Origin of the sequence: Klebsiella sp. D5A (assembly GCF_001620885.1) — a bacterium.
Lineage (GTDB): Bacteria > Pseudomonadota > Gammaproteobacteria > Enterobacterales > Enterobacteriaceae > Klebsiella > Klebsiella variicola.
The window spans coordinates 125078-147816 of the sequence record NZ_LOAR01000008.1 but is presented as its reverse complement, the minus strand read 5'-3'; the positions used below and the strand labels follow the sequence as shown (position 1 = coordinate 147816).

General features: G+C 57.7%; 19 protein-coding genes and 2 pseudogenes. 15 read left to right on the top strand and 6 right to left on the bottom strand.

Going from position 1 to position 22739, the window contains the following annotated elements; translation table 11 throughout:
• Nucleotides 1–111 precede the first annotated feature (111 nt).
• The 6 genes and pseudogenes from AS136_RS13545 to AS136_RS13520 all read left to right on the top strand — a co-directional run bounded on the left by AS136_RS13545 (nucleotide 112) and on the right by AS136_RS13520 (nucleotide 6105).
• Nucleotides 112–1207, top strand: a pseudogene (locus AS136_RS13545) (LLM class flavin-dependent oxidoreductase).
• Entirely contained in the window at nucleotides 1194–2345 is a 1152-nt protein-coding gene (locus tag AS136_RS13540) for an acyl-CoA dehydrogenase family protein (RefSeq protein ID WP_023322821.1), read from the top strand. Before AS136_RS13545 ends, AS136_RS13540 begins: the two are co-directional and overlap by 14 nt.
• 5 nt (nucleotides 2346–2350) lie before the next feature.
• Nucleotides 2351–3313, top strand: a complete 963-nt coding sequence (locus tag AS136_RS13535) for an ABC transporter substrate-binding protein (RefSeq protein WP_023322820.1) — start codon at nucleotides 2351–2353, stop codon at nucleotides 3311–3313.
• Nucleotides 3310–4347 (top strand): ABC transporter substrate-binding protein, encoded by a 1038-nt coding sequence (locus tag AS136_RS13530; protein WP_023322819.1) that lies wholly within the window; start codon nucleotides 3310–3312, stop codon nucleotides 4345–4347. The genes AS136_RS13535 and AS136_RS13530 overlap by 4 nt, the downstream gene beginning before the upstream one ends.
• A complete protein-coding gene (locus tag AS136_RS13525) occupies nucleotides 4328–5323 on the top strand; it encodes an ABC transporter permease (protein WP_023322818.1) in 996 nt (331 codons plus the stop codon). Before AS136_RS13530 ends, AS136_RS13525 begins: the two co-directional genes overlap by 20 nt.
• Entirely contained in the window at nucleotides 5317–6105 is a 789-nt protein-coding gene (locus AS136_RS13520) for an ABC transporter ATP-binding protein (RefSeq protein WP_023322817.1), read from the top strand. Before AS136_RS13525 ends, AS136_RS13520 begins: the two co-directional genes overlap by 7 nt.
• Nucleotides 6106–6522: 417 nt before the next feature.
• Here the strand turns inward: AS136_RS13520 and AS136_RS13515 are convergent, their stop codons facing one another.
• A complete protein-coding gene (locus tag AS136_RS13515) occupies nucleotides 6523–8595 on the bottom strand; it encodes a TonB-dependent siderophore receptor (protein WP_072122350.1) in 2073 nt (690 codons plus the stop codon).
• A 505-nt stretch (nucleotides 8596–9100) separates the two neighbouring features.
• On the opposite strand from AS136_RS13515, the gene AS136_RS13510 reads away from it, so the two are divergent.
• The 8 genes and pseudogenes from AS136_RS13510 (at nucleotide 9101) to AS136_RS13475 (ending at nucleotide 16256) form a co-directional block, all read left to right on the top strand.
• Nucleotides 9101–9922, top strand: a complete 822-nt coding sequence (locus AS136_RS13510) for an ABC transporter ATP-binding protein (protein ID WP_023297800.1) — start codon at nucleotides 9101–9103, stop codon at nucleotides 9920–9922.
• Nucleotides 9919–10944, top strand: a complete 1026-nt coding sequence (locus AS136_RS13505) for a FecCD family ABC transporter permease (RefSeq protein ID WP_023322816.1) — start codon at nucleotides 9919–9921, stop codon at nucleotides 10942–10944. Before AS136_RS13510 ends, AS136_RS13505 begins: the two co-directional genes overlap by 4 nt.
• Nucleotides 10941–11993, top strand: coding sequence for a FecCD family ABC transporter permease (locus AS136_RS13500; RefSeq protein ID WP_023297798.1), 1053 nt, complete (start codon nucleotides 10941–10943; stop codon nucleotides 11991–11993). The genes AS136_RS13505 and AS136_RS13500 overlap by 4 nt, the downstream gene beginning before the upstream one ends.
• On the top strand, nucleotides 11983–12960 hold the full coding sequence (locus tag AS136_RS13495; RefSeq protein WP_074456603.1) for an iron-siderophore ABC transporter substrate-binding protein: 978 nt from the start codon (nucleotides 11983–11985) through the stop codon (nucleotides 12958–12960). Before AS136_RS13500 ends, AS136_RS13495 begins: the two co-directional genes overlap by 11 nt.
• Nucleotides 12926–13859 (top strand): annotated as a pseudogene (locus AS136_RS13490) (MurR/RpiR family transcriptional regulator). The gene AS136_RS13495 and the pseudogene AS136_RS13490 overlap by 35 nt, the downstream one beginning before the upstream one ends.
• A 92-nt stretch (nucleotides 13860–13951) precedes the next feature.
• Nucleotides 13952–14719, top strand: a complete 768-nt coding sequence (locus AS136_RS13485; RefSeq protein WP_008804504.1) for a basic amino acid ABC transporter substrate-binding protein — start codon at nucleotides 13952–13954, stop codon at nucleotides 14717–14719.
• A gap of 63 nt (nucleotides 14720–14782) precedes the next feature.
• Nucleotides 14783–15547, top strand: a complete 765-nt coding sequence (locus AS136_RS13480; protein WP_004151161.1) for an amino acid ABC transporter permease — start codon at nucleotides 14783–14785, stop codon at nucleotides 15545–15547.
• Nucleotides 15534–16256 (top strand): amino acid ABC transporter ATP-binding protein, encoded by a 723-nt coding sequence (locus AS136_RS13475; RefSeq protein ID WP_012967953.1) that lies wholly within the window; start codon nucleotides 15534–15536, stop codon nucleotides 16254–16256. The genes AS136_RS13480 and AS136_RS13475 overlap by 14 nt, the downstream gene beginning before the upstream one ends.
• Before the next feature lie 249 nt (nucleotides 16257–16505).
• On the opposite strand, the gene AS136_RS28190 is transcribed toward AS136_RS13475, so the two are convergent.
• The 3 genes from AS136_RS28190 to AS136_RS13465 all read right to left on the bottom strand — a co-directional run bounded on the left by AS136_RS28190 (nucleotide 16506) and on the right by AS136_RS13465 (nucleotide 18220).
• Complete coding sequence (locus AS136_RS28190) at nucleotides 16506–16751, bottom strand: hypothetical protein (protein ID WP_123836844.1); 246 nt, start codon at nucleotides 16749–16751, stop codon at nucleotides 16506–16508.
• A 17-nt stretch (nucleotides 16752–16768) separates the two neighbouring features.
• The gene (locus tag AS136_RS13470) at nucleotides 16769–17131 is read right to left on the bottom strand and encodes a hypothetical protein (protein ID WP_023322814.1); all 363 of its coding nucleotides are present in this window, start codon (nucleotides 17129–17131) and stop codon (nucleotides 16769–16771) included.
• Nucleotides 17132–17245: 114 nt separating this feature from the next.
• Nucleotides 17246–18220 carry an amidohydrolase family protein gene (locus AS136_RS13465; protein WP_023322813.1) on the bottom strand — a complete coding sequence of 325 codons (975 nt, stop codon included), beginning with the start codon at nucleotides 18218–18220 and terminating at the stop codon, nucleotides 17246–17248.
• Between the two features lie 148 nt (nucleotides 18221–18368).
• Here AS136_RS13465 and AS136_RS13460 point away from each other — a divergent pair, with 148 nt between their 5' ends.
• The gene (locus AS136_RS13460) at nucleotides 18369–19325 is read left to right on the top strand and encodes a LysR family transcriptional regulator (RefSeq protein WP_023322812.1); all 957 of its coding nucleotides are present in this window, start codon (nucleotides 18369–18371) and stop codon (nucleotides 19323–19325) included.
• Here AS136_RS13460 and AS136_RS26835 read toward each other — a convergent pair.
• Together AS136_RS26835 and AS136_RS13450 are read right to left on the bottom strand one after the other, a co-directional pair.
• On the bottom strand, nucleotides 19222–20454 hold the full coding sequence (locus tag AS136_RS26835; RefSeq protein ID WP_023322811.1) for an anaerobic sulfatase maturase: 1233 nt from the start codon (nucleotides 20452–20454) through the stop codon (nucleotides 19222–19224). The two genes, AS136_RS13460 and AS136_RS26835, sit on opposite strands and share 104 nt — an antisense overlap.
• A 22-nt stretch (nucleotides 20455–20476) precedes the next feature.
• Entirely contained in the window at nucleotides 20477–22390 is a 1914-nt protein-coding gene (locus AS136_RS13450) for a sulfatase-like hydrolase/transferase (protein ID WP_086070306.1), read from the bottom strand.
• Between the last annotated feature and the right edge of the window lie 349 nt (nucleotides 22391–22739).

The window sequence follows — 22739 nt, the reverse complement described above, 5'->3', positions numbered from 1 at the left end:
GCATATTAAGATATGATAAAAATGCATTTTGCTCATTAACACACTCTGTATAGGGTAATGACCAGCGCCGCTGTCGCGGCCACTCCATTACCCTGACGCAAGGAGTTGTTCATGAGCATTCAGTTTCTCGGCATGATTGGCCACCGCCTCTCTTCCGAAACGATTGCCCCGGTGGGGCCGATCTTTGACCGCGACTATATCGTTCGCTTTGCGCAAACCCATGAAGCCGCCGGGTTTGATCGTCTGCTGGTCGGCCACTGGTCCGATCAACCCGACGGCTTTCTGGTGACGGCCCTGGCCGGGCTGTCGACGCAGAAAATCCATTACCTGCTGGCCCATCGCCCCGGTTTTGTTTCGCCAACCCTCGCCGCGCGCAAATTCGCCACCCTTGAGCACCTGTTGGGGGGCCGGCTGGCGGTCCATATCATCAGCGGCGGCAACGATGCCGAGCAGCGCCGGGATGGCGATTATCTCGACCACGACCAGCGCTACGCCCGCACCGACGCCTTCCTCGACACCGTGCGCCAGGTGTGGACCAGCGAGCAGCCGGTGGATATTCACAACGATTTTTATCAGGCCGAGCAGGCCTGGTCCGCCATTCGCCCGCTGCAAAAACCGCATCTTCCCATCTACTTCGGCGGCTCGTCGGAAGCGGCCATCGCCGTCGCCGGCAAACATGCCGACGTCTTCGCTCTGTGGGGCGAGTCGCTGGCGCAAACCGGAGAGACCATCCAGCGTGTGCGCGCCGAAGCGGCGAAACACCAGCGTGATATCGGCTTCAGCGTCTCGTTCCGGCCGATTATCGCCGACAGCGAAGCCGAAGCCTGGGAGAAAGCCGAGCATATCCTGCACGTCGCCACCGAGCAGGCGGCACAGCGCGGAGGGGGTTTCAAAGCCAAACCGGACAGCATCGGCGCCCAGCGGCTGCGGGCCACCGCGGCGCAGGGCAGGGTGGTGGACAAACGTCTGTGGACCGGCATCGCCCAACTGGTGGGCGGCGGACATAACTCCACCGCCCTGGTGGGCACCCCGGAGCAGGTGGCGGATGCGCTGCTCGATTACTACGACCTCGGCGTGCGTAACTTCCTGATCCGCGGCTTCGATCCGCTGAACGACGCGGCCGACTATGGCCGGGCGCTGCTGCCGATCGCCCGGGAAAAAGCTGCCCGGCGTGCGGTGGCGGAGCGCGCATCGTGATCCATCCTGAGCGCGACGACTGGGCCCGGCAGCTGACGGCGCTCCGCCAGCAGATGGCGGAGCAGGCGGCCAGCCTTGATGCCAGCGGCGACTTTCCCCAGCGTAATATCGACCATCTGCGCGCGGGGGGCTGGTTAAGTCTCGCCGTGCCGTCATCCTGCGGCGGCGCGGGCGCCACTCTGGCCCAGCTGCAGCAGGTCATCGCCGCCATCGCCTGGGGAGAGCCGGCGACAGCGCTGATTGTCTGCATGCAGTATCTGCACCATTTGCGGCTGGCGGAAAATGACGCCTGGCACGCGCCGCTGCGCCAGCAGGTTTTTCACGATGCTGTCGAACACGGTGGCCTCATCAACAGCCTGCGCGTCGAGCCGGAGCTGGGATCCCCGGCGCGGGGCGGCCTGCCGGACACCGTGGCGACCCGTCGCGCGGAGGGCTGGGACATCAGCGGCCATAAAATTTATACCACCGGCATTGAAGGGCTGCGCTGGCTGGCGGTGTGGGCCAGAAGCGATGATAACCCGCCGCTGGTGGGCACCTGGCTGGTGGCTGGCGACAGCCCGGGTATCAGCGTGGTGAAAAGCTGGGATCACGCCGGGATGCGGGCCACCGGCAGCCATGAAGTTATTTTTAACCACGTGCGGGTGGCGGCAGAGCACGCGGTGGATGTCTGGCCGGCCGATGCGCCACCCGCCGCGGAGGCCGAACCGTTTCGCCTGTTCGCCAACCGGCAGACGGCGCTGCTGGCGGCGATCTATGACAGCATTGCCCACGCCGCTCACGACTGGCTGGTGAGGTGGCTGGCGGGACGGGTACCCGCCGGTCTCGGTCATCCGCTCTCTCGTCTGCCACGGGTGCAGGAGAAAGTCGGGCAGATCGCCGGGCTGCTGCTGGTCAACCGCAGCCTGCTGGAGCAGGCCGCCGCGCTGCGCTTTTCCGCCATCGAGGCCAATCTGGCGAAAGTCACCATCACCGACAACGCCATTCAGGCGGTGAATATTGCGCTCGAGCTGACCGGCAATCATGGCCTGAGCCGACAGAACCCGCTGGAACGCCACTACCGCAACGTGCTCTGCGGACGGGTACATACCCCACAGAGCGACAGCGCCTGGCTGGCAGCCGGCAACTTCGTCTTTCAATCACAAGGATAATCACGATGCGTCTATCATTTTCATGCCGGGTGGCGGCAGCGCTGATGCTGCTGGTGCTGGGCGGCTACGCGACAGCGCAGGAGCGGATCACCCTGCGTATCGCCGATCAAAAAGGCGGCATGCGTTCGCAGCTGGAGGCGGCCAACGCCCTGCAAAATCTCCCTTACGACATTAAGTGGGCCGAGTTCCCGGCCGCCGCGCCGCTGGCGGAAGCCCTCAACGCGGGCGCTGTGGACGCGGGGATCATCGGCGATGCGCCGTTGCTCTTTGCCCTGGCCAACGGTGCGCCGGTCAAGGCCATTGCCGTGGATAAAAGCAACCCGGCGGGGACCGCGGTGCTGGTTTCCCCCGGCAGCACGTTAAAAAGCGACGCCGATTTAAAAGGCAAGCGCATCGCCACCGGTAAAGGGTCGATTGGTCATTTCGTGGCGCTGAAAGCGCTGGAGCAGGCGGGGATTTCACCGAAGGAGGTGCAGTGGGTGTTCCTCGGCCCGGTGGACGCCAAAGTGGCGCTGCTTAACGGTTCGGTAGACGCCTGGGCGACCTGGGAGCCCTACACCACCCAAATGGTGAAGACCAACGAGGGGCAGATTCTGGTGAGCGGCAAAGGGCTGCTGCCGGGGAATACCTTCCTCGCGGCAACGGATTCCGCGCTTAACGATCCGCAAAAACGCGCCGCGCTGCAGGATTATCTCCAGCGCCTGGCCGGCGCTGAGCGCTGGGCCTACGCCAATCTCGACAGCTACGGCAAAACGCTGGGGGAGATCATCCGCTTCCCGGCGGAGATCGCCCGCGCGCAATTTGCCAACCGCCAGTCGCAGTGGCAGCCGCTGGCAGAGGAAACGGTGACCCAGCAGCAGGCAACGGCGGACTTTTATCTCGCCAACGGCCTGATCCGCACCCGGCTGGACGTGAAGCCGACCTTTGACCCCAGCTTTAGCGTGCCCGCCGCCGAGGTGACACCATGACCAGAAACACTTTTTCCCGCCGCCGTTTTTTACAGCTCAGCGGCGGCCTGGCGCTGGCCGGGGTCTCTCTGCCGCTGTGGGCTCACGATATGGCGAACATGGCCAGCGGCGATGCCCATCCGGCGCTGCGCCTGCCAGAGCCCTACAAGATCAAGCTGGCGATCAATAAAAGCGCGGTATGCCTTGCGCCGGTCGCCGTCGCCGAGCAGCAGAAGATTTTCAGTAAATATAACCTCGACGTTGAGTTTGTTAACTTCGGCAACTCCACCGATGTGCTGCTGGAGGCGATCGCCACCGGTAAGGCCGACGCCGGGGTGGGGATGGCGCTGCGCTGGCTGAAGGCGCTGGAGCAGGGCTTTGACGTCAAGCTCACCGCCGGAACCCACGGCGGCTGTCTGAACCTGCTGACGGCCAAAGACTCGCCGTTCGGCGGCCTCGAGAGCCTGAAGGGACAAACCATCGGCGTCACTGATATGGCCGGGCCGGATAAAAACTTCTTCGCCATTCTGCTTAAGCGCCACGGTATCGACCCGATCAGCGACGTGCAGTGGAAAGTCTACCCGGCGGATCTGCTCAGCGTGGCGCTGGACAAGCGCGAAATCGCCGCCAGCAGCGGCAGCGAGCCATTCAGCTATCGTCTGCTGGAGACCGGCAAGTATCAGCTGATCGCCAGCAATATGACCGGGGATTATGCCAATCTCAGCTGCTGCGTGCTGGGGGTGAGCGGGAGCCTGGCGCGGGACCATAAACCGGCCGCCGCCGCGCTCACCCAGGCGATCCTTGAGGCGCACAGCTATGCCGCTGCGCATCCGGAAAGCGTGGCGCAATCCTTCCTCGCCCATGCCCTGAACACCAGTGAAGCGGAGGTGAGCGGCATCCTGCACGGGCAGGGCCACGGCCATCACGCGGTGGGTGAAGCGTTCGTGAAAGAGCTGACGCAGTACGCGGTCGACCTGCAGCGGGTGCAGGTGATCAAACCGGGTACCGATCCCCATCAGTTCGCGGAGAGTATCTATGCCAACGTATTCGCCTGAGCAGGCTCTGGCGCGCCCCACCGACCGCGCGCCGCTGTGGGGAGAAGGGCTGCTGGCCGCCGCGCTGTGGCTGCTGGGCGGTCTGTTTACCCTGGCCTGGCCCGATGCCGGGCGGCGCTGGCCATTTAGCGAAGGGTGGGCGCTGGCGCAATTCACCCTCGGCGGCGGATTACTGCTGCTGGCGCTGAGCTATCGCTACTGGCGAGCGCGCGGCGCGCGTGTGCGGCATGCCGGCAAGTGGCTGGCGCTGTTGCCGGTGCTGTTTGCTGTCTGGGAAGGGCTGACCGCCAAGAGCGCCGTGCTACCGGTGCCGTTTTTCGCGCCGCCGCAGGCGCTGATCGAGGTGCTGCACGACGACTGGCCGCGCCTGCTCGACAGCCTGCTGCACTCGCTGGGGCTGCTGGGGCTCGGCGTGCTGCTGGGCACCAGCAGCGGGTTCATCACCGGTCTGGCCATTGGCTGGTCGCAACGGATTGGCTACTGGGTGCATCCGGTGTTACGTCTGCTGGGGCCGGTGCCGTCCACCGCGCTGCTGCCGCTGTGCCTGTTTATTTTTCCCTCGAGCTTCGGGGCCAGCGTGTTTTTGATCGCGCTGAGCACCTGGTTCCCGGTCACGGTGCTGACCTGGTCCGGAGTGATGGGCATTGATAAGGCGTGGTACGACGTGGCGCGGACCCTCGGCGCCAGCCAGCGTTTCCTGATCCTGCGGGTGGCGATCCCCGCCGCGCTGCCGAACGTCTTTGTCGGCCTGTTTATGGGGCTCGGCGCGTCGTTTTCGGTGCTGATTGTCGCCGAAATGGTCGGGGTGAAGTCAGGGATCGGCTTTTACCTCCAGTGGGCCCAGGGCTGGGCGGCCTATCCGAATATGTACGCCGCGCTGCTGGTGATGGCGTTGTTATGCTCCGGCCTGATAAGCGGATTATTTATGCTGCGTGACCGGCTGCTTAGCTGGCAGCGAGGAGGAATGCAATGGTAACAGCGACGCCAGATTCGCCGGCGATAGCGCGCGGCGCGGCGGTATCCATCAGCCATCTTCATCATGCGTTTACACTTGGCAAACAGACGGTACCGGTGCTGGAGAATATCAGTCTGCAGCTGCGCCCGGGGGAAAGCGTGGCGCTGCTGGGCCCTTCCGGCTGCGGTAAATCAACCCTGCTGCGGCTGCTGGCGGGGCTGGAAGCGCCGCAGAGCGGACAGATGCAGATCGACGGCGCGGCGCTCGGCGCCCCGGGGCCGGAGCGGATCCTTGTGTTTCAGGATCCGACGCTCTACCCATGGCTGACGGTACGGCAGAACGTGCTGCTGGGCCCGCAGGCGCAGGGCAAAAAGGGGCTGGAGGCGAAGGCCGACGCGCTGATTGACCGCATCGGGCTGCAGGCCTTCAGCGAGGCGTGGCCGCGGCAGCTGTCCGGGGGGATGGCGCAGCGTGCGGCGCTGGCGCGCGCCTTATTGAACGAACCGCGCCTGCTGCTGCTCGACGAGCCGTTGGGTAAGCTGGATTCCCTGACTCGCATCAGCATGCAGCGGGAGCTGATCGCCCTCTGGCAGCAGCAGGGGTATACCAGCCTGCTGGTGACCCACGATATCGAAGAGGCGCTGCTGCTGTGCGAGCGGGTACTGGTGATGTCGCCGCGTCCAGGGCGGATTATCGCCGAGTTCGCGCTGCCGCTGGATTTTCCTCGTCATCGCGATAACCCGCAACTGCTGCAGCATCGTCAGGATATATTGCGCATCCTCGGCCAGGAGGAGGACTGGTAAGCTGAACGCATTGCCCGGTGGCGGCTGCGCCTTACCGGGCCTACGAACTCGACAGGAAGGGGAAGGACTGCAGGTCATGCAGTTGCAGGCCGGTGCATGCGCAGCGCTGCCCGGTTATGGGCATCCGGCGCCAGGCGCCACATTTTTGCCCGGTGGCGGCTGCGCCTTACCGGGCCTGCGAACTCGACAGGAAGGGGAAGGACTGCAGGTCATGCAGTTGCAGGCCGGTGCAAGCGCAGCGCTGCCCGGTTATGGGCATCCGACGCCAGGCGCCACATTTTTGCCCGGTGGCGGCTGCGCCTTACCGGGCCTACGAACTCGACAGGAAGGGGAAGGACCCCAGGCTATGCAGTTGTAGGCCGGCGCAAGCGCAGCGCCGCCCGGCAATGAACATCCGGCGCGACGCCATGGCCCGGCTTAAAAATCCATCTTCACCGTGAACTGCACTTCTCGCGGGTCGCCAATCTGGTTGCCGAGGTTATTGGTGCCGATCGAGGAAGTGTAATAGGTCTTATCAAACAGGTTCTTCACATTCACCTGCAGCGTCACCGGATACTGCAGCTTCATCTTATAGGCGGCGAACACATCCGCCACCGCATAGCCCTGCAGATAATAATCCGCGCCGTTGGTGCCGGAGCGCTTGCTGACCGCATGGCCGCCGCCGCCGACGGTCAGGGTGTTGCTGTTATAGACGTTATGAATGTCATAGGTCAGGAACAGCGAACCGGTATGTTTCGGTACGTTTGGCAGCGGTTTCCCGGCGTAATCCGGATCTTCCAGCACTTTGGCGTCGGTGTAGCCGTAGCTGGCGATCACGCTGAGGTTATCGGTGATGGACCCGGCCAGGTCCACTTCCACGCCCTGGGAACGCACCTTGCCCGCCGTTTTGGCCACCGTCTCATCGCCAATGCTCTCGGTGTACAGCACGTTACGCTTATGAATATCAAACAGCGCGATATTGGCGGTAATGCCGTTTAACAGGTCGAATTTGGCGCCCACTTCGTAAGAGGTGGACTCTTCCGGCGGCAGTTCGCCGATATAGCTGGCGATCGATGACTGTGGCATAAACGATTGGGCGACGTTGGCGAACAGGGAGACGTTCGGCGTCACCTTGTAGACCAGGCCGGCTTTCGGCGTCCATTTCTCATCGCGGCTGTCGGTATTGACGTTAAACGGTCGGCCTTTACCGGCGTACTGGGTGTAGTACTGGTAGCGCACGCCAGCGACCGCGATCCAGTTGTCAGTCAGGTACAGCGCGTCCTGCACGTATGCGGCATAGCTCTCCTGCTGGATACGCTGATCGCTGTCGGAGGCGGAGACGGTATTACAGGTGTCGAGGGTGCCGTAGACCGGATGATAGATGTTAAAGCCTTTCACGTTCTTGCAGCGCAGCATATCGGTGCGCAGCAAATCGTAATTCTCATAGGCGACGCCGGTCAGCAGTTCGTTATAAAAGCCGCCCACCACCACGTTGCCCTGCAGGTCAGCGCGGGTGGAGTGCATCTTCTGCGTTGAACCGTGGGTACCGTCGACCCGGCGGGTGAGGTTGCCGGTCGCCGAATCATAGGCCATCACCCGCGCCTGGTTATCGTTGTAATTATCCTGGCTGTAGCTGTAGTCGAAGCGCGCGGTCCAGGCGTCGTTAAGGCGATACTCGGCGTTGAGCTGAGCGAGATCGGAATAGCCATCGGTAATATTAAACGCTTCATCGAAGCGGGTTTTGCGATCGACGTTCACCGCATGGCCGGTATTCAGATCGAAAATAGTGCCGCGGTCAAAGGGGGCGCTGTAGTCGCGGTGCGAATAGGACGCGGTCACCGTCGCCCGTTCACCAAACCAGGTCAGGGAAGGGGCGATAAAGCTGCTTTTGTTTTTACCAAAATTGCGCCAGTAATCCTCATTCTGGTATTCCCCAATCAGCCGGTACGCCAGATTCGTGCCTTCGATGGGGCCGGTGACGTCGAAGCTGCCGGTACCGCCGCCAAAGCTGGTGGACGTCGCGGAAACCGAACCGGAGAACTGCCGCTCAGGCCGTTTGGTGATGACGTTGATCAGCCCGCCGGGGTCGAGGATACCGTACAGCGTCGAAGCTGGCCCCTTCAGGACTTCCACCCGTTCGGTGGCGGCGTTAAAACTGCGTGGCAGCACGGTGCGCAGACCGTTGGTCATGATCGAGCCGTCGCGGTTGGCGCCGAAGCCGCGGCGGGTAAAGGCGTCCTGGGTACCGCCGAGGGTGTTGGTCTGCACCACGTTAGCGACGTTATACAGCGCCTCATCGAGTGAGGTGGCGTGCTGATCTTCGAGAACCCGATCGCTGACGGTATTAACCACCTGCGGAATATCCAGCAGCGGCATCGAGGTCAGCGTCGCGGTGGCGGAGCTGAGTGGCTGATAGCCGCTGGTGGCGCTCTGCTGCGCGCCGTCGGCCACCACGGTGATGGTCTCTTCCGCGTCGTTATTACTTTTCGCCGCGCTATTGTCGGCGGCCATTAATCCCGGTGAGGCTAAAAAAAGAAGCGAAAAAAGCGCGCGCCCTTGCAACGCTCTGCAGGCGACATGGGGTTGAGTCATTATCTGTTTCTCGTGAACGAATCTGCCTTTGCGGTCAGATTAAGCCAATAAAATCATTGCCCTGAATAATAAAAGCACTCTGTTTAGCGTCTGAACGCGCCTTCAGATGTGTAATTGAGAATCATTCAATCATGAAGGGATGTAGTAGTAAATGTTATGTAAGATAAAAAAATGGCGGTGGGATATGGCGGGGTTATCACGTCTTTTCAATGAGGTGGTGTGTTGTTATTTTATTGATATTAAATGATTTTATCGATTTTTCTGTTGCGCAGCCTCGCTGTAGTGCTCGCGACGGACGGATGACGATGGCGAGTATTGACTACTACATCTATCCCCGTCATGATCAAAAGAGAATGAGATTTATTTTTGTTTGACTGCAGACTGTTCAGCGATGGCCTGGAACGCTGCGGCGCAGGAGCGAGTTATGCCACAGCGGGTGAAACCTGCAGAGCAGGGGATCGTACTGGATGCCCTGTCGGCCGGATACGGCCAGACCCTGATCGTTGACGATATCAACCTGACCATTCCCACCGGCAAAATGACGGTGCTGGCCGGGGCGAACGGCTCCGGTAAATCCACGCTGCTCTCGACCATCGCCAGAATGCTGAAACCGCTCGGCGGCTGCGTGCGTCTGGACGGGCAAGCCATTCACCAGATGCCGACGAAAGCCGTCTCGCGCCAGCTGGGCATCCTCCCGCAATCGCCGGTGACCCCGGAAGGGTTAACGGTTTTCGAGCTGGTCTCGCGCGGGCGCTACCCATGGCAAGGGCTGATGCGCCAGTGGTCCGAGGCCGATGAGCTGGCGGTGGAGGAGGCGCTGCGCTTAACCGGTACCGCCGAATTCGCCCATCTGCCGGTGGACAGCCTCTCCGGCGGCCAGCGTCAGCGCTGCTGGATCGCCATGGCGCTGGCCCAGCAAACGGCCACCATTCTGCTCGATGAGCCGACCACCTGGCTCGATCTGCGCTATCAGGTCGATATCCTCGAGCTGCTCCAGACTCTCACCCGCGAACATGGCCGCACGGTGGTGACGGTGCTCCATGACCTCAACTTTGCCGTGAACTATGCCGATCTGCTGGTATTCCTCAAACAGGGGCGCATCGCCGGCACGATTAGCGACAACGACGTCTGTAGCCCTGAGCTGATTAAACGCGTGTTTGACGTTGACGTGCAGATGTCGATTAATCCGCAAACCGGCAAACCGTTCTTTATGCCGTTTCGCGCCCGCCAGGCCGTTGACGCATGAGCGCCGCCGTTATGTACGCCGCGCGGCGTCATGCCCGCCCCCGACTGGCGCTCTTGCTGCTAACGCTGCTGCTTATCGCCGCCTCGCTGGTGCATCTTGGCTTAGGCGCCCGCTGGATCGCCCCACAGACGGTGCTGCAGGCGCTGCTGGAGTACAATCCGCGCAACTTCGACCAGCGAATCATCGTCGATCTGCGCCTGGTGCGGCTGGCGGCAGCGCTGCTGACCGGCGCGGCGCTCGGCGTCGCCGGGCTGCTGCTGCAGACGGTGATCCGTAACCCACTTGGCGAGCCGCATATTCTCGGCCTTAACGCCGGCGCCTCGCTGGCGGTGGTGGCGACCTCGGCGCTGGGCCTGTCTCTCGGCGCTTTTCCAGCCGGGCGCCCGCTGACCGCCGCCTGCGGCGCGGGGCTGCTGTTCGGTGGCGTGATGGCGCTGGCCTCTGCCGGGCGCGGCGGGGCGACGCCGCTGCGCATCACGTTGTGCGGAGTGGCGCTGTCAGCGTTTGCGTCGGCGGTGACGGCGGCGATATTGATCCTCGATGAACAGACGCTGCTGGCGATGCGTACCTGGCTGGCCGGCGACCTGGCCGGACTGAACTGGAGCACGCTGCAGACGGCGCTGGTTCCGGCGCTGATCGGCCTTGGCGTCGCGCTGCTCATTGCCCCACGGCTTAATGTGCTGGCGCTGGGGGATAAGGTGGCGCTGGGCCTTGGCATTAATCTCGTCCAGACGAGGCTGCTGGGTCTGCTGGCGATTGCGCTGCTGTGCGGTGCGGCGGTGGCGGTGGCCGGGCCGATCGGTTTTGTCGGGCTGGTGGTGCCGCACGTGGTGCGCCGTCTGGTGACGGAAGATATCCGTCTGGCGCTGCCCCTGGCGGCGCCGGTGGGGGCGCTGGTGCTGGTGCTGGCGGACATCGCCGCCCGGACGCTGGTCGCGCCGCAGGAGCTGGCGACCGGGGCGATGACCGCCCTGGTGGGCGCACCGCTGTTTATCTTTATCGCCGCGAGGTTTTTTAAATGACGCGCGCCGTTCACCGGGCCGGTTTTCGGCCGCTGGTTATCGCCTCCCGCCAGCTGCTGCTGCGCCCGGCGGCGCTCAACATTGCCGCCATTATGATGCTGATGCTGCTGGCGCTCGGGCTGTACAGCCTCAGCCGCGGCAGCTTTCCGTTGCCCGCGTCGACGCTGGCGCGGGCCCTGCTGGCGCCGCAGGAGATGGGCGAGCAGCCGCGCTTTATTCTGTTTGATATCCGCCTGCCGCGGATCCTGATGGCGCTGCTGTGCGGGGCCATGTTGGGGCTGGCCGGCGCGGCGATGCAGAGCATCACCCGTAACGGGCTGGCCGACCCGGGGCTGATTGGCGTCAAAGAGGGGGCCAACATCGTGGTGCTGGCGCTGGTGCTGTTTTTCCCGGCGGTAGGCCTGGTCTGGCGGCCGCTGGCGGGGATGGTCGGCGGCGTGGCGGTGGCCCTGCTGGTCCTGACGCTGGCGCGCGACTGTTCGCGGCCACGCTTTATTTTAATTGGCATCGGCGTCTCCTGGACTCTGGCGGCAGCGGTCGGCATCTTTATGACCACCGCCGACGTTCGCGACGTGCAGACGGCGATGATCTGGCTGGCGGGCAGCCTGCAGGCCGCCACATGGCCGCTGCTGGCGGTGGCCTTTTGCTGGGCGCTGCCCGGGGCCATCATCCTGTTCTGTACCGCCCGGGCGGCGGACGTGGCGCTGCTGGGCGACCGGACCGCCATCGGCCTCGGCGTACGTCTGCAGCAGCTGACGATGCTGCGCTTTTTCGCGCCGGTGCTGCTGACCTCGGCCAGCGTCTCCTGCGTCGGCAGCCTGGGCTTTGTGGGCCTGATGGCGCCGCATATGGCGCGTTTCGTGCTGCGCGGCGGTCAGGTATCGCTGCTGTGCGGCAGCGCGCTGATTGGCGCCTTGCTGGTGCTGGTAACCGATACCCTTGGCCGGCTGGCGTTTGCGCCGCTGCAGATCCCGGCGGGGATTGTCATTGCCCTGGTGGGCTGCCCATTCTTTGTTGTCTTGCTCTGGCGTCGCCGTGATGCCCTTTAACCAGGAAGGTAGTATGCGTTGGTTCGTCTCATTGCTGCTGTTGCTGACGGGGGCCGTCAGCGCCGCCGCCCCACAAACTCAAACTTTCACCGATGATTTAGGCCGCACGGTCACCGTCCCGCTGCATCCGCAGCGCATTGTTTCGATGCACGATCTCGATATTACCATTCCGTTGATTGAGCTCGGGGTGCCGCCGATCGCCAGCCACGGCCGGACGCGCCCGGACGGCAGCCACTATCTGCGCGCCAGCGCCCAGCTCACCGGTGTCGATTTCGACAACAGCGATATCCGCTTTATTGGTACCGCCGATATCGATCTGGAAGCGGTAGCCGCCGCAAAGCCGGATCTGATTATCACCGAGCCCAGCCGCCATGTGTCAGTGGAGCAACTGGAGAAGATTGCCCCGACGGTGAGCATCGACCATCTGCAGGGTAGCGCCCCGGAGATTTACCGCAAGCTGGCGCAGCTGACCGGCACCCAGCCGCGGCTGGCGATCCTTGAGCGCCGCTATCAGGAACAAATCAAACAGCTGAAAGCGATGGTCAACCCACCGCAGTACAGCGTCTCCGTGATCCAGGCGAACAACGGCAAGGTCACGGTGCACCATTCGTATCATGCGCTGGGCCGGGTGCTGCGCGACGCCGGGTTCCGCTTTCCGCCGCTGATTGAGCGGATCCCCGACGGTCAGCGCATTGACGTCAGCGCTGAACAGTTGCCGGAGCTGGACGCCGATTTTGTCTTCGCCACCTGGCGGTCGGATACCGGCGGTAAGCCGCAGGATGAGCTGCAGGCGATGGAAGGTGTGATGCCCGGCTGGTGTGACTTTTTGCGTGCCTGCCGCACCGGGCACTATATTTTGCTGCCGCGGGAAGAGGTGATCTCTAACTCCTACGCCGCGCTGTCTCTGATGGTGGCCCAGGTGCAGTCGCATATTGCCGGCAGGCCCATCCCGGCGGAGGCCAAATGAAAAGCGCGGTAAAAAAAGAGAAGGGCAAAGTCGATCTGTTCGGCGAACGCTATCGCGCCCGGGCGCACCAGCTTTCCCCCCGGCTGCGGGCCGTGGTCAGCTATATCAACGACAACCGCGAGGTGGTGCTGGAGCATACGGCGATGGAGATCGCCACGGCGACCCAGACCTCCGACGCCACGGTGGTGCGCGCCATCCAGGCGCTGGGCTTCGCCGGGCTGCGCGAGCTTAAGCAGACCATGGAGCGCTGGTTCGGCACCTCGGTTACCTCGGCGGAAAAAATGCGCTCGACGGTCACGGCGCTCTCCAGCGACGTCAACTCCAGTATTGATTTTGTGCTTGAAGGCCATCAGCGGGTCTGCGAGGTCCTGTCGCGCGCCGACAACCGCGCGGCGGTGGCCCAGGCGGTGGCATTGCTCAGCGACGCGCGCCAGGTAGGGATCTTCGGCATCGGCGCCTCGGGGATCCTCGCCGAGTACACCGCCCGGCTGTTCAGCCGCATTGGCTTGCCGGCGTATGTGATGAACCGCACGGGCTTTAGCCTCGCCGAGCAGCTTATCGGCCTGCAGCGCGGCGATGTGCTGATCATGATGGGGCAAAAATCCCCCCATCGCGAAGGGATGACCACCCTGCGCGAGGCGAAGCGGCTGGGTATCCCGACGATCCTGCTGACTCAGGCGGTGGACTCGCGCTTCAGCCAGGAGGCGCAGGTAGTGATCGACGTCCCGCGCGGCGGCGACAGCAGCCGGATGCCGCTGCACGGCACGGTGCTGGTCTGTCTGGAGATGATTGTCCTGTCGGTGGCCTCCACCACGCCACAAAAAACGGTGAAATCCCTGAAACGAATCAACGACCTGCACCGGGCCATCGGTAAATCCGGCGGTAAACGGGGCAGTTGAAGAGATAATTCACCAGCGGGAAGGTTTCCGGTTGCATATAAAAGTCAGTGTGTGTATTTTTATGCAAAATAAATGCATAAAAAGGAAATCTCATGGTCAAGAATTTGCTCAAGGCGTGTTTCATGATGGCCGCGCTGACGGCAGCCGGACAGGCGGCTGCGGAAACCTATACCGTCGGTTCCGGCGGCACCTACCGGCCGTTTGAATTTGAAAACAGCCAGAAACAGCTGGAAGGTTTCGACATCGACATCATCAAAGCCATCGCTAAAGCCGAAGGCTTTGACGTCAAGCTGGTCAATACCCCATGGGAAGGCATCTTCGCCACGCTGAACACCGGCGACCGCGATATCATCATCTCCGGGATCACCATCACCGATAAACGCAAACAGATGGTCGATTTCTCCGCGCCGTACTTCCCGGCCGAGCAGTCTATCGTCGTCGCCCAGGACTCGCAGGTGGATTCGCTGGCGGCCCTGAAAAACGAGAAGGTCGGGGTGGTGAACTCCAGCACCGGCGATATCGTGGTTTCTGAGGTGCTGGGCAAAAACAGCACCGCGATCAAGCGTTTCGATAATACCCCGCTGATGCTTCAGGAGCTGTTTGAGGACGGCGTCAGCGCCGCGGTGGGCGACGTCGGGGTGGTGAAGTACTACATCAAACAGCACCCGGAGAAGCAGTTCAAGCTGGTGCCGGATGCCAAATTTGAGCGTCAGTATTTCGGTATTGCGGTGGCGAAAGGCAACAGCGAACTGCTGGGCAAGATCAACGCCGGGCTGCAAAAGATTGTTGCTGACGGGACTTACGCCAAAATCTATAAAACCTGGTTCGACGACAACGTGCCGACGCTGCCAGCGCAATAATCCACCTTTTTCAGTGACCACGGCTATCGCCCAGGCGATAGCCGTATTTTTTAGGGAAGGACTATGACGGGATTCCGTTGGGAGATCATCGAGGAGTACGGCCCGCTGTTTGTGGACGGCGCCCTGATGACGATTAAATGTACCATTATCTGCGTGATCCTCGGGACGCTGTGGGGGTTAACTCTCGGTCTCGGGCGGATGGCGAAGGCCGAGCACGGGCCGTGGAAATATATTCTCCGCTACCTGGTGCAGTTTCCGGTGCGTTTTTACGTTAGCGCCTTCCGCGGTACGCCGCTGTTCGTGCAGATTATGGTGGTGCACTTTGCGCTGGTGCCGCTGTTTATCAACCCGCGCGACGGCCTGCTGGTGACCAGCGGCCTGATGAGCGCTGACTTTGCCCGCGAGCTGCGCGCCAGCTACGGGGCGTTCCTCTCCTGCATCGTGGCGATCACCCTTAACGCCGGAGCCTATGTGTCGGAGATTTTCCGCGCCGGCATCCAGTCGATCGACAAAGGGCAGATGGAGGCCTCCCGCGCGCTGGGCATGCCGTGGTGGAAAACCATGCGCAAGGTGATCCTGCCGCAGGCGTTTCGCCGCATTCTGCCGCCGCTGGGCAACAACGCCATCGCCATTGTTAAAGACTCGTCGCTGGCTTCGGCGATTGGCCTGGCCGATCTGGCCTACGCCGCGCGCACCGTCTCCGGCGCCTACGCCACCTACTGGGAACCCTACCTGACCATCTCCCTGGTCTACTGGGTGATCACCTTCCTGCTGGCGCAGCTGGTTAACCGTCTGGAAAAGAGGTTTGGCAAAAGTGATTCACATTAATAACTTACATAAGCGCTTCGGCGACAGCCACGTGCTGCGCGGCATTAGCTGCGATATTAAACCGCAGGAAGTGGTGTGCATCATCGGCCCGTCCGGCTCGGGAAAAAGTACCTTCCTGCGCTGCATGAACGCCCTGGAAACGGTCAGCGAAGGCGAGGTGGTGGTTAACGGCTTTGCCGCCCACGACCGGACCACCGACCTCAACAAGATGCGCGAAAGCGTCGGCATGGTGTTCCAGCGCTTTAACCTGTTCCCGCATATGACGGTGCTGGAAAACCTGATTATGGCGCCGATGAATCTGCGCAATATGCCGCGCCAGCAGGCGGTCGACCTGGCGGACGCCTTGCTGGCGAAGGTGGGCTTAAGCGATAAGCGCGACGCCTGGCCCTCGAGCCTGTCCGGCGGCCAGCAGCAGCGGGTAGCCATCGCCCGTGCGCTGGCGATGAAGCCGTCGATTATGCTGTTCGATGAGCCCACTTCGGCGCTGGATCCGGAGCTGGTGGGCGACGTGCTGGAGGTGATGAAAAACCTCGCCAGCGAGGGGATGACCATGGTGATCGTGACTCACGAAATGGGCTTTGCCCGCGAAGTAGCCGACAGAGTGATCTTCATCGACCAGGGCGTGATTCAGGAAGAGGGCAAGCCGGGGCAGATCTTTAGCGCGCCGAGCAACCCACGCACCGCCGCGTTCCTCAGCAAGGTGCTGTAAACCGAGCGGGCTGGCGCCAGGCCAGCCCGCTGAGATACGCAAAACACGACCAATAGTGAGATACAAGGGAAGACGTTGGTTGAGGCAGAAACTAGCAAAACGGCCATCAATTTCCGCCCTCTGCTGGCTGAGCGTAACGGCACAGGTATCACACATGGAAAATACGATATGCCGCCGACGACTCACCCAATTACTATGAAGACGTTACAGTAAGAGCACCGCCGGTTAGCCGTCCGGACGATGATCGCTTTATTCCTTCTCTGCTTCAGAGGGATAGTTACAACCCGGAACTGGGCTGGCGTGACAGTTTCCCAGCGGTGTTGTCTGTAACGGCTCATGTTGTTCTGAGTAGACATATTGCTGGATCTGTTGCTCCGAACGTACTGGCTGTTCAGTAGAAAAAGGCAGCTCTGGTGATGTGCTCTGAAAGGCCATGACCTGAGTGGCGTAGAGACAAAGTGCGGAGAGCAGGATAGAGTGGATGAGTAGTTTCATAATTAATTCGATTGCCGTTACCTTTTGCATGCCGCAAGTATTGCTTCAATGTCATCAAAACGGTTTACGCTGTGTGGCAGGTAATAAAAATCAACTGCTGTTACATCGTTTCCCCTCGCACTGATCTCAACTTCAGCAATATTCTTTTGCTGAATTCCCTGGAGCAACAATTTATCGGTATTGTCGGGAAGAATCCCGCTGTGGACTAAATGCAACTGATGCACTTTCGCAGCCTTACCCAAACACTGTTCGACCTCCAGGCGCGGACGGTCAATCAACGTCGTCCTCAGTTCCGGATGAATGTCAATTTGATCCAGATCGCCACAGCCCAATAATAACCCGGGAAGTAAAAATACTCCGGTCAGTCGAATCATTGACATCGTTCATCCTTTAAACCTAAGTCACGTGAATCTCATGGTATGACATATTAATTCAATAAATTGTTAACAGACGCACTTAAAATGAGGTCTGACGCAGACCTCATAGGCTTTTAATTAGTGAGGAAGATTAAATAAATTCAGCGCATTGTGACGAGATATTTTCAATTTATCATTTTCACTGAGCGGTAGTGTATCAAACCAGTCTGATGCCCATTGCATCTCTTCAAAGGGAAAATCCGTAGAGAACATTATGCGTTCAATGCCAAGTTCCTGAAGAGCAACTTGCAGAGCGGAGCTGCGGAAATTTCCAGAGGTGGTTACGTGAAAATTATGGCTAAAGTAGTGCTGGAAAGAATGGCTGCACGGATACCCTCGTGGCTCATTCTCAACCCGATGATCAATTCGCCAGATAAGGGCAGGTAAACCTTCGCCAAGGTGACCCAGAACGAGCTGGAGATCAGGATGACGGTCAAACAATCCTGAACCCATCAGGCGCAACGCATGAGTGGCTGTTTCAACGCCAAACGCCCAGGCAGACCCCAGTAGCCAGGGATGCCCCTGGTAGACCTGCGCTCGGGACGGGAGCGGATTACGTGGGTGGAGATAAAAAGGGCGCTGGAAGGCGGCAAACACCTCCCAGAATGCATCATAACGACCATCGTCGAGATAAAGAGCGGTATCCTCACTTTCATGTTGAGAAAAACCGTTGACCAGTGCACCTACGAACCCCAAATCCACAAAACATCGGGTCATTTCTTCCGTAGCAGCATCCGGGTCTTGCATTGGCAAAGCGGCGAATCCACGAAAGCGATCGCGATGTTTTTCGATCTGTTCCGCCAGCGCATCATTGGCTCTATGCGCGACCTCTATAGCACGAACAGGATCGTGGATGCGCTGAATAGCAGGTGCATTTAATGACACTATTGCCAACTCAATACCCGCGTTATCCATTTGACGTAGACGTTGCTCGCCGACCGCCTGAATATGATATTTAATTTCATGCCATTTCTCTGGATAGATAGAGTCATAGGAGTCTTCTAAAGTATCCTCAGTAGCGAAATGTTCCTCTAATGCAATTTTATTTTTCATATTGAAATACTCTTCCGTATATTTATACTGATATTAAACGAGCTTCAAAGTATGTTTTAAAAAAGTCCGCTATTGAAATATCATTATGGTCTTCAGAATATCAGCTTGATATAGAGTTGTATCATTTTCTTACAACCAGGAGGGCTCGATGGATCTAAGGCGTTTAAAGTATTTTGTCACCGTGGTGGAATTAGGCTCATTTTCCAGAGCCGCCGCTCATCTTTGTATATCGCAACCACCATTAAGCCAGCGGATCCAGGAGCTGGAGAATGAAATGGGTGGGGAACTCATCGACAGGCGTTCCCGGCCATTAAAGACAACCGTAGCGGGGGCGCTTATTTATCAGCAAGCAAAAGAGATTTTGCAGCGCACAGAACAGATGCAAGGCTACGCGCAGCGCATGTTTCATCCGGAAGTCAACGTAATCAAAATTGGTTTTGTCTCAGCCAATTTTCACGCCCATTTAGCGTCCGTTGTCAGACGTTTCATACAGTTGTGTCCTGAAGTAGAAGTTCAGGTAGTAGAGATGAACAGTATACAGCAGGTGGAAGCGCTACGTGCTGGGCATATTGATATTGGTATAGGCCGAATCAATGTGGTTGCTGATGATATAGAACAAATCACGCTGTATCAGGAACAGCTTATCGCCGTATTACCACAAACACATCCCCGGGCCAAACGCGGTTGCGCTGTTTCACTGGCCACGTTTAACGGGGGACGATTCATCATTTATACCAACCAAAAAAGACCGAGCCTTGCCGATGAGTTACTGGCACGACTGGTTTCACTCGATGTGAAACCTCAGCGAGTCATTGAGGTAGAGCAGTACGACTCGGCGCTACTGCTCATTGCCTCTGGTTACGGAATGACCGTGGCACCGGCCTCAGCCCGTTTGATTTCAATGCCCGGGATAGCCTATATACCGTTGATAGAAACGCTCACCATTCCAATGGTGATGTTCCACCGCAAGGAAACTCGCTCTCGACTATTGCAGCAATTCTTTACCGCGCTCGACGAAGTGAGAATCGATGCTGCTTGCGCAAATACTGTATCAGAGCCGCAGGGGGACAGCCTCGAGCCAGCAACGCAGCCCACAGGTTCATAACGGGCTGAATATGCTTGAAAAAATGCTGATAACCCGCGCACAGATAATTATGCCCTGCCGTGCCTGACGACGACCGGCTAAAGCGATGTTTTGGACAGCCCCCCTGACAGGCAAAGCGAAACTGACAGACTTTGCAGTCATCGGTGAGGGTTAACTTTTTGGCCAGACCAAACGCCATGGCGGCTTCACTGTTATTGATTGCATCAATACTATCATGATGGATATTACCAAGAAGATGTTGCGGATAGACATAGTGATCGCAATTGTACAGATCGCCATTCGCCTCTAATGCAAAAGCATGTCCACAGGTCTCCGCATGAACGCATAGTACGGCTGGTTGTCGAGTCCAGGCCGCAATGGCGACATCAAACATTTGCACCGCAATCTGGCCAATATCCCGGCGGATCCAGATGTCAAATACCTGACTCAGAAACTCGCCGTACTGCTTCGAAGGTACTGACCATGGGGCCAGACGCGCTTTCCGTTCGTCGGGTGTTACCAATTTGAGTCGTGGGTTTGCTTCTGTACTCACTCGTTCAACCAGCGGAATGAATTGCATGTAGCGTGAACCACTATGCCTAAGAAACTCATAGACCTCACCGGCGTGGGCGACATTATGGTGTCCCACTACCGTCAGCGTATTGAAATCGACCTGGAAGCGATGCAGCAGCGATAATGCTTTCATCACAAATCGATGGCTACCTTTCCCCGAATGACTGATGCGGTAACGATCGTGGAGAGTTTCGGGCCCATCAACAGAGAGCCCAACCATAAAACGGTGCTGTGCGAGAAAGGTTGCCCACTCTTCGTTAAGCAGTATCCCGTTGGTCTGCAACGTGTGCGTTATCTTCACCCCTTGACCATAGCGCTGACAGAGTTCGACAACCCGCTTAAAAAAGGGAAGCCCTAAGAGCAAGGGCTCACCGCCTTGCCAGGAGAACGTCACCGGATGGGAGTGTTGTGCCGCGATGTGCTGCTTAACATACTCCTCCAGAGTCTCTTCTGACATTTTCCAGTGCTGCTTACGCTGTGGATATAACGACTGCTTTTCATGATAGAAGCAATATTTACAATCGATGTTGCATTTCGCACCACCGGGTTTAGCCATAACATGACATTGACGATACATGATGTTTTCATCTCAATTAAAATTAATCTCTTATTAAACGACGAACTCTTTCAGGATCGAGATCCCAGCGGATACCATGAAGGGGAGGGATCCAGCTTCCGTCGTCTTTTCCTGTGATTTCGTTTGAGAACAATGCATTCAATTTTTCGTTCATGCTCAAAATTAGGGATACGTTTTGGTGATTATTTGCCAGATTGTTCATTTCATGGGGATCCGTCTTCAAGTCATATAACTCAATATCATTAAGGCTAAAAAGTGCATCCGGGGTCTGAGGCGTATGGTGCTGCTGTAATGAAAAATAGCGTGTAAACTTATATCGTCCATCGAAGATCATCCGGACGCCACCTCTTTTTCTGAGGTCAGGGGACAGTACAGAAAAACGTTGTTGCTTTTCTTCTTTACTTAACGTTTCATTTCTAATGATTTTAAACATATTGCCAATATAGGTCGCATCAGAAAATAACAGCATGTCGTAGCAATATAAAATGCCTTTTCTTATAGCATCAATGGGAGATGATTCTGGATTAAATAAAAGTGTACTAAAGTCATATCCTTTACGGTTTTTCAGTGTAAGGCTTTTGGCTTTGTTTGCTTTGCCCGTCAAGCCAACCAGGGTGGGAGCGATATCTACATGGGAAGTGAGCGATGAACATTTTCTGCCACCAGGAAATGCAGGGTGACTGATTATCATTGGCACATGAACTTGCTCTTTATAGGTACAAGTACCTTTGCCGTTCATCTGGTGAGCGCCACATAACTCACCATGATCGGCGGTATAAACAATGATAGTATTTTTCGTTAAATTTAACGCATCTAGTTCATCGAGGATCCTGACCAAATGAGTATCGTTATCCCGAATGCAGTTAAAATAGTAATCCTGGAGAATTCGCCAGCGCCGATCCTGATCGGCAATATTTCCAACCATTAAACCATTACATAGTTGATACTCAAGATGCGCTGGTGGTCTGCCATGCTCACTGAACGCTTGGTGTCTGGAGGGGGCGAGCGGAACCTCGGGCCATGAGTCCAGATAAATCGTATTTTGTGGTGCTTTATTTGGTGTTGAAGAGTTACTGTTGAGAATCAGAGCGCCGTGCCATTGGTTTTTATCGGTGTCACTGTCTGTATCTATGTACATCGTGTCGTGAGGGTTAACCAGGTTGACTGCCAGAAACCACGGCTTATTATTAGATTGCATTTCACTACCTTTATCTCTCAACCAGTTTATCGCTTCTGCAGCAGTGAGTTCATCGTATAAATAACCGCCATGGCTATGCCCAATAATGTCACCAATTCCGGTATAGTCGTGAAAACCATATCCTTCCATAATTTCATGTAGTTTGATCCTGGGTATCATGCCGAGATCAGTACTTCCATCAGTGTTTTTGGTTACTGGATCTTCCATTAAAGTACTTAGGTGCCATTTCCCTTTATAGGCAGGATAATAGCCCATGTCACTCATGATATTACCAATGGTGCCTAATTCAGGGTCAAGGCTATCCGGCATCCACGGGAAACCAGGATTATCGAACATTTTGGTTTCTGGCATATGTAAACCGGTATATAACACCGAGCGCGATGGCGTACAAACACTACTGCAAATATGATGGTTAGTGAATGTGGTGCCTGATGCCATTAAGCGCTCACGTCCAGGTACGGGGAACGGATATGGATCAAAATAACGCTCCTGATCTGATGTGATAAGTAGAATATTGTAGCCTTCGGGGATTTGATCAGGCAGCTTTCCACTAAAATGATAACGATAATTTTTGGATAATACCTCCTCTTGTTGGTGGGTGAGATTATCAGCTACGGGGGAGGGCGCTAAATTCTTTGCTAATGTTTCTGGTGCGGTGACTAAGGTTGCGGCCGTAATGGCGCCAGATCCTAACAAGAAGTTCCGGCGTGAAATCTTTATTTTATCCGTCATGTTAATTTCCTCTTTAAAATACCTTGATGGATAAAAGTATGTTAGTTTCCGCGGGCAATAAAGCCTGATTATGTAAGATATTGTGCGATTATTTTCAACTTTACCTAACTTTTCTATCTCCTCGATATTCGATGAAATCATGTGTCATTACGTTTATCCCTGTAATTAAATTTAGCCGACAACCATTATTCAGTGACAATGGAAATATATATATCAAAATGAACATGTCGTATTATTTGGATACATGGATTATTATTTTGTCATAGCTAAACAGTTCATAACCAGAAGTGATTCTTTTATTTACGAATGAGGATGCATAGTTATAATAGGACATCTTTAAAACAGGAGTCGGACA

What these genes read in the sequence shown, in the direction of transcription:
- AS136_RS13535 (WP_023322820.1), top strand. Translation starts at nt 2,351, where the DNA reads ATGCGTCTATCATTTTCATGCCGGGTGGCGGCAGCGCTGATGCTGCTG.
- AS136_RS13530 (WP_023322819.1), top strand. Translation starts at nt 3,310, where the DNA reads ATGACCAGAAACACTTTTTCCCGCCGCCGTTTTTTACAGCTCAGCGGC.
- AS136_RS13525 (WP_023322818.1), top strand. Translation starts at nt 4,328, where the DNA reads ATGCCAACGTATTCGCCTGAGCAGGCTCTGGCGCGCCCCACCGACCGC.
- AS136_RS13520 (WP_023322817.1), top strand. Translation starts at nt 5,317, where the DNA reads ATGGTAACAGCGACGCCAGATTCGCCGGCGATAGCGCGCGGCGCGGCG.
- AS136_RS13515 (WP_072122350.1), bottom strand. Translation starts at nt 8,595, where the DNA reads ATGGCCGCCGACAATAGCGCGGCGAAAAGTAATAACGACGCGGAAGAG.
- AS136_RS13510 (WP_023297800.1), top strand. Translation starts at nt 9,101, where the DNA reads ATGCCACAGCGGGTGAAACCTGCAGAGCAGGGGATCGTACTGGATGCC.
- AS136_RS13505 (WP_023322816.1), top strand. Translation starts at nt 9,919, where the DNA reads ATGAGCGCCGCCGTTATGTACGCCGCGCGGCGTCATGCCCGCCCCCGA.
- AS136_RS13500 (WP_023297798.1), top strand. Translation starts at nt 10,941, where the DNA reads ATGACGCGCGCCGTTCACCGGGCCGGTTTTCGGCCGCTGGTTATCGCC.
- AS136_RS13495 (WP_074456603.1), top strand. Translation starts at nt 11,983, where the DNA reads ATGCCCTTTAACCAGGAAGGTAGTATGCGTTGGTTCGTCTCATTGCTG.
- AS136_RS13485 (WP_008804504.1), top strand. Translation starts at nt 13,952, where the DNA reads ATGGTCAAGAATTTGCTCAAGGCGTGTTTCATGATGGCCGCGCTGACG.
- AS136_RS13480 (WP_004151161.1), top strand. Translation starts at nt 14,783, where the DNA reads ATGACGGGATTCCGTTGGGAGATCATCGAGGAGTACGGCCCGCTGTTT.
- AS136_RS28190 (WP_123836844.1), bottom strand. Translation starts at nt 16,751, where the DNA reads ATGAAACTACTCATCCACTCTATCCTGCTCTCCGCACTTTGTCTCTAC.
- AS136_RS13470 (WP_023322814.1), bottom strand. Translation starts at nt 17,131, where the DNA reads ATGTCAATGATTCGACTGACCGGAGTATTTTTACTTCCCGGGTTATTA.
- AS136_RS13465 (WP_023322813.1), bottom strand. Translation starts at nt 18,220, where the DNA reads ATGAAAAATAAAATTGCATTAGAGGAACATTTCGCTACTGAGGATACT.
- AS136_RS13460 (WP_023322812.1), top strand. Translation starts at nt 18,369, where the DNA reads ATGGATCTAAGGCGTTTAAAGTATTTTGTCACCGTGGTGGAATTAGGC.
- AS136_RS26835 (WP_023322811.1), bottom strand. Translation starts at nt 20,454, where the DNA reads ATGTATCGTCAATGTCATGTTATGGCTAAACCCGGTGGTGCGAAATGC.